Origin of the sequence: Glycomyces dulcitolivorans, assembly GCF_003265355.1 — a bacterium.
Taxonomy (GTDB): domain Bacteria; phylum Actinomycetota; class Actinomycetes; order Mycobacteriales; family Micromonosporaceae; genus Glycomyces; species Glycomyces dulcitolivorans.
The window spans coordinates 1-4,995 of sequence record NZ_QFRW01000177.1 but is presented as its reverse complement, the minus strand read 5'-3'; the positions used below and the strand labels follow the sequence as shown (position 1 = coordinate 4,995).

5 protein-coding genes and 1 pseudogene are annotated in these 4,995 nt (G+C 71.9%); 4 read left to right on the top strand and 2 right to left on the bottom strand.

Features of this window, described 5'->3' with window-relative positions; translation table 11 throughout:
* Positions 1-213: pseudogene (locus tag DI269_RS13805) on the bottom strand (DNA repair protein RadA); the annotation flags it as partial.
* A gap of 102 nt (positions 214-315) precedes the next feature.
* On the opposite strand from DI269_RS13805, the gene DI269_RS13800 reads away from it, so the two are divergent.
* From DI269_RS13800 to DI269_RS13785, 4 genes are all read left to right on the top strand, one after another.
* Positions 316-1,182, top strand: a complete 867-nt coding sequence (locus DI269_RS13800) for an HAD family hydrolase (RefSeq protein ID WP_112136785.1) — start codon at positions 316-318, stop codon at positions 1,180-1,182.
* A gap of 34 nt (positions 1,183-1,216) precedes the next feature.
* A complete protein-coding gene (locus DI269_RS13795) occupies positions 1,217-2,236 on the top strand; it encodes a LacI family DNA-binding transcriptional regulator (protein ID WP_112136783.1) in 1,020 nt (339 codons plus the stop codon).
* A gap of 556 nt (positions 2,237-2,792) precedes the next feature.
* On the top strand, positions 2,793-3,152 hold the full coding sequence (locus DI269_RS13790) for an ArsR/SmtB family transcription factor (protein WP_091033022.1): 360 nt from the start codon (positions 2,793-2,795) through the stop codon (positions 3,150-3,152).
* 167 nt (positions 3,153-3,319) lie between these two features.
* Positions 3,320-4,189, top strand: a complete 870-nt coding sequence (locus DI269_RS13785) for a hypothetical protein (RefSeq protein WP_112136781.1) — start codon at positions 3,320-3,322, stop codon at positions 4,187-4,189.
* On the opposite strand, the gene DI269_RS13780 is transcribed toward DI269_RS13785, so the two are convergent.
* On the bottom strand, positions 4,186-4,995 hold an 810-nt coding region (locus tag DI269_RS13780), incomplete at its 5' end, for a flagellar basal body-associated FliL family protein (protein ID WP_157974980.1). The genes DI269_RS13785 and DI269_RS13780 overlap by 4 nt on opposite strands.

Here is a 4,995-nt window from a genome sequence, read left to right as displayed (position 1 = left end):
CTGCGCGCCGGACACCTCGCCGATGCGCAGGGCCGGCATCGCGGGGCGGCGGGCGCCCGTGGACGCCGTGGCGGGGCCCGCGGCCTGGCGCGGGGGCGCGGCGGTCTCCTCCATGGAGCCCCATTCGCCGCACTCGGGGCACTGGCCGACCCACTTGGAGACTCGGACCCCGCATGCGCCGCAGGCGTAGGCGATTCGCTGGCTCTTCGGCATGGCGCCAGCTTACGGCCAGGGGCCGACATCGGGGCCCGACACGGTCCGCGGCCGTGGGACAAGTGGGCGAAAGGGGTTTGCCGCGCTGTCTAGACTGGCGGCATGAACGCAGCGGAGCCCCGCAACGGCTCACCGGCACTCTCGCTCGAACCGGCCCCGGCGCCGGCCAGGTCGCGGAACGGCGCGGTCTTCTTCGACCTGGACAAGACGATCATCGCGAAGGCGAGCAGCCTCGCCTTCTCGCGGCCGCTCTACCAGGGCGGCCTGCTCGCCCGGCGCGACGTCCTCAAGGTCGGCTACTCGCACCTGCTGTTCCGCCTCGGCGGGTCGGCGGACGAGGCGCAGATGGCGCGCACCCGCGACTCGGTCGCGCAGCTGTCGCGCGGCTGGCCCGCCCACGAGGTCAAGGCGATCGTGGAGGAGACGCTCGACGAGCTGATCGCGCCCGCCGTGTACGCCGAGGCGGCCGCGCTCATCGAGGCGCACCGCTCGGCGGGCCGCGCGGTGGTGCTGGTGAGCGCGTCCGGCGAGGAGATGGTGGCGCCGATCGGGCGGATGCTCGGGGCGACCGACGTGATCGCCTCGCGCATGGTCGTGGGCGCGGACGGGCGCTACACCGGCGAGATCGACTTCTACGCGGCCGGACCGGCGAAGGCCGAGGCCATGAAGGAGTTCGCGGCCGAGCGCGGGATCGACCTGGACGCGTCGTTCGCGTACTCGGACTCGATCACCGACGAGCCGATGCTGCGCGCCGTCGGCTTCCCGCGGGCGGTCAACCCCGACAGGGGCTTGCGGCGCCTTGCGCAGGAGGAGGGGTGGCCGCAGCTGACGTTCCGGCGCCCGGTCGCCTTGCGCCCCCAGCTGTCCGGGCCCAGTCCGCTCAAGGTCGCGGCCGCCGGACTCGGTGTGGCCGCTGTGGCCTACGTTGTCTGGCGAGTGTGGAGGGACCGGCGGCTCCGGACCGCTTGAGCAGCGCTTTCCGCAGATGGGTAGCCTCAGCGAGATGGAACGCAAACAACCGGCCCGACTGGCCGATGTCGCCCGAGCCGCCGGCGTCTCGGTGGCCACCGCTTCCCGCGTGCTCAACGGCTCCCCGCACCGGGTGAGCGACCAGCTCAGCGAGCGGGTGCGCGAAGCGGCTCGCCGGTTGCGCTACGCCCCCAACGTCGGTGCGCAGGTGCTGGCGCGGGCCACGTCGCAGACGGTGGCGCTGCTCCTGCACGACGTCACCGACCCCTACTTCGGGCAGATCGCGGGCGGCGTCCTGGCGGAGGCGGCCCGCCGGAACGTGCGCGTCCTCATCGCCGACACCGGGATCGACCCCGACTCGGAGATCCAGCACCTCGACTCGCTGCGCGGCTACCGGCCGCGCGCGGTCATCGTCGCCGGGTCCCGGACCACGGACAAGGCCGCCGAGCAGCGGCTGTCCGAGCACCTGTCGGACCTGTTGGAACTGGGCGCGACCGTGGTGTCGGTCGGGCAGCCGGGGCTCCCGGGCCGGGTCGTACGGCCCGCGAACCGCGAGGGCGCGGCCGGGCTGGCGCGGTTCCTCGCCGAGCTGGGCCACCGCCGCTTCGCCGTGGTCGCCGGGCCCGAGCAGCTCCAGGTCGTGCGCGAGCGCCGCGAAGGGTTCCTGTCGGCGCTGCCCGAGGACGCCGAGGTCGTGCACGTCCCGGCCGAGTTCACCCGCGACGGCGGCTACCAGGCGGGCCGGCGGCTCCTGGAGGGCGACAAGCTCCCGACCGCGGTGTTCGTGACCTCCGACGTGCAGGCCACCGGCCTGTGCACGGCCCTGCGCGAGGGCGGGGTGAGCATCCCCGACCAGGTGTCGGTGGCCGGGTTCGACGACATCCCGATCGTCCGCGACCTCACGCCGTCGCTGACGACCGTGGCGCTTCCCCTGCACGACATGGGCGTGCGGGCCCTGGAGGCGGCCCTCGTCGAGGACGAGGAGTACCCCGACGAGCTGTCGGTCGACGCCGAGCTCATCGAGCGCGACTCGACGGCGCGGCCGCGCGCCTGAGAAGACGCGCGCTCCAGGCGGAGGCCTGTGACGAATCGAGCAGGGCGGGGCCATCGGCCCCGCCCTTCGTCTTGTCCTGAATGTGGGTTTTCTCAACTTGACGTAACCGAGTGGAAACACCACTGGCCTGCATTTCCGGGCACCGCGCGCTAACATCATGAATCAGAGCTGTTCTATATATTGGGACGTCGATCGATCGACGCGAGTGAATCCGCTCTCATCGTGAAACCGGCAACCGCTTAAATATAGGGAGATTTAGATATAACTCCTGGTAGTGCGGCTCCAACTGAATAGCCGAGGCTGTGACCTGCAAAGTGATCAAGTGTCGGCGGTGGCCCCGCTGGCATCGCAGGCGTAATCTCGGCAGTGGATCAGGACCGGGCCGTGGTGCAGCCCGATTCGAAGTCCAACGGAACCGAAAGCCTTTGCGAGCCGGAAGCGTCGTCGTTACCGCCCGGCCACAGTGCGGAGGCATATTCAGGGTTGGAACTGGATTAATGGGCAGTGCGGCCGAGAATCCGGTTCCGACTGGAACCAATCCGGAAGGAACACGATCATGGTGCGAGTCACCGTCGAGGCAGAGACGCCAGTCTCGCCGGTCAGCGGCGAAACGCTCTCCAAGTCCGACGCGGAGCGCATCGCGGGTGTCCTCAAAGCACTCGCCGATCCGAACCGCCTCCAACTCATCAGCCTCATCCAGGCTGCTCCCGAGCAGGAGGCCTGCGTCGCCGAGCTGACCGAGCCCCTCGGGCTCTCCCAGCCCACCGTCTCCCACCACCTGCGCATCCTCGCCGAAGCGGGGGTCGTCCAGCGCGACAAGCGCGGGGTGTGGGCCTACTTCCGACTCGTCCCCGAGACGATGCGGATCGTCGCCGACCTGCTGACGCCGCCGAAGCGGCGCCCGCGCCGCCGGTGAACCACGCGGACGCCCCGGCCGCCCGGGCCCGGACCTGAACCATCCGGAACCGGAGCGGCCGCGGACGTCCCGCGGACCCGTCCTGAGCCGCGAGAACGCGCAGTCACCTTTGGATAACTGAAAAACGCGAACTCGACTGGGTTCGCGCCAGGTCATACACTCGTCACATGGCAGGCGTACACCGCAGACGAGGGCGCCTCTCGAAAGAGGGCCGCCGCCTCCTCGGAGGCGCGGCGCTGCTCGCCGTCTTCGCGCCGGTCACCGCCTACACCCTCAACGCCGCCATCGCCCACGTCCAGTCCTGCGGGACGGAGGTGGAGCTGACCGTCGCGGCCGCCCCCGAGATCGCCGCCGTCCTCGACGAGTTCATCGCCGCCGGAGGCGGCGCCCCCTCCCGCGGCTCCGACGTCTGCGCCGACATCACCGTCCAGGCCGTCGCCGGGAACGCCGTGCAGGACTCCGGCGCCGACGTGTGGATCCCCGAGACCGGCCTGTGGCGCAACCTCCCCGCCTCCGCCACTGAAGGCGCCTCCGGCACGGGCGGCCTCGCCGACCAGTGGGAGGTCCTCCAGGAGTCGACCGCCTCCAGCGCCGTCGGCATCGCCCTCCCCGAGGGCGAGAGCACCGACCAGGTCCTCCCCGACGAGACCGAAGTGGCCCTTCAGGATCCGCGGCAGCACGCCGCGAGCCTCATGTGGATCATCATCTTCGGCGTCGACGAGTACACCGTCGAAGGCGGCGACGGCCCGCCCGTCATGTCCGCCCCCGAGGTCGCCGCCCACAACGGGAGCGGCGGCGAGATCCTCCAGGCCCCGGCCGGCGCGGCCCAGGTCGCCCAGTTCGAGTACCCGATGCTCGCCCGCGCCGACCTCGGCGAGGACGAGCGCGAGGCCGCCCAGAACCTCCTGCGCTCCTACGGCAGCGACCAGTACACCGAACTGCTGGCCCAGCACGGCCTCACCCCCGGCATCCCGCAGCCCTCGCCCTCGTCGACCGAGGTCATCGAGGCCGCGCTCCGCAGCTGGGACGAGCGCTAAGCGGTCTTCGCGAGCGCCTGGTTGAGCACGTCGTTGAAGACCTGCCAGGCCTCCTCGGAGCGGAAGTCCATCACGTCGACGCTCGACCACGCGTGGAAGACGCCGTCCCCGGCGGCCGCGAACACGCTCAGCGACCCGCGCCAGCGCCCGTACACCTGGGTGCGCTCGGCCACGCCGATGTCGCCGTTCTGGAACGTCTGGAGCGGCTGGTAGGGCAGGCTCCCGCGGAGCGCGTCGCGGGCGTCGGACGTGCAGTCGCCGCCGCACTCCTCCCAGCCGACGGTGATGGTCGACTCGCCGCCGTCGGCGGTGCACACGGCCGCCTGCCCGTCCTCGGTGCACGCGAACCCCTCGGGGACGCGGAACGCGAACGGCCAGCCCGCGTAGGCGATCGTCTGGGTCTGCGCGTCCGCGGGGAACAGGGTGCCGCCGACGCGTTCCTCTCCGGCGGCCTTGTCCCACTGGGGGACCTCGTCGCTCTGCTGCTCGTCCTCGCCGGCCTCGGAAGGCGCGCCGGTGACCTCGCCGACGGCCGCGGACTCGGCGGGCTGGCCGGTGGAGTCGTCGGGGTCGCCGCCGTTGCCGGACATGAGGATCCAGACGCCGATGACGAGGGCGAGGATGACGACGACCGAGCCGACCCCCACGAGGATCGGCACGAGCTGCGAGCGCTTCTTCGGCGGCGCGATGATCACCACGGGCGGGGACATCGGCGGCGGTGACGGGGGCCCGGACGGCGAGGCGGGGGCGGCCGAGCGCTGGGCGGCGGCCATCTGGTGGGCGGCCCGCTGCGCGGCGGCCGCGGG

What these genes read in the sequence shown, in the direction of transcription:
- DI269_RS13800 (WP_112136785.1), top strand. Translation starts at nt 316, where the DNA reads ATGAACGCAGCGGAGCCCCGCAACGGCTCACCGGCACTCTCGCTCGAA.
- DI269_RS13795 (WP_112136783.1), top strand. Translation starts at nt 1,217, where the DNA reads ATGGAACGCAAACAACCGGCCCGACTGGCCGATGTCGCCCGAGCCGCC.
- DI269_RS13790 (WP_091033022.1), top strand. Translation starts at nt 2,793, where the DNA reads ATGGTGCGAGTCACCGTCGAGGCAGAGACGCCAGTCTCGCCGGTCAGC.
- DI269_RS13785 (WP_112136781.1), top strand. Translation starts at nt 3,320, where the DNA reads ATGGCAGGCGTACACCGCAGACGAGGGCGCCTCTCGAAAGAGGGCCGC.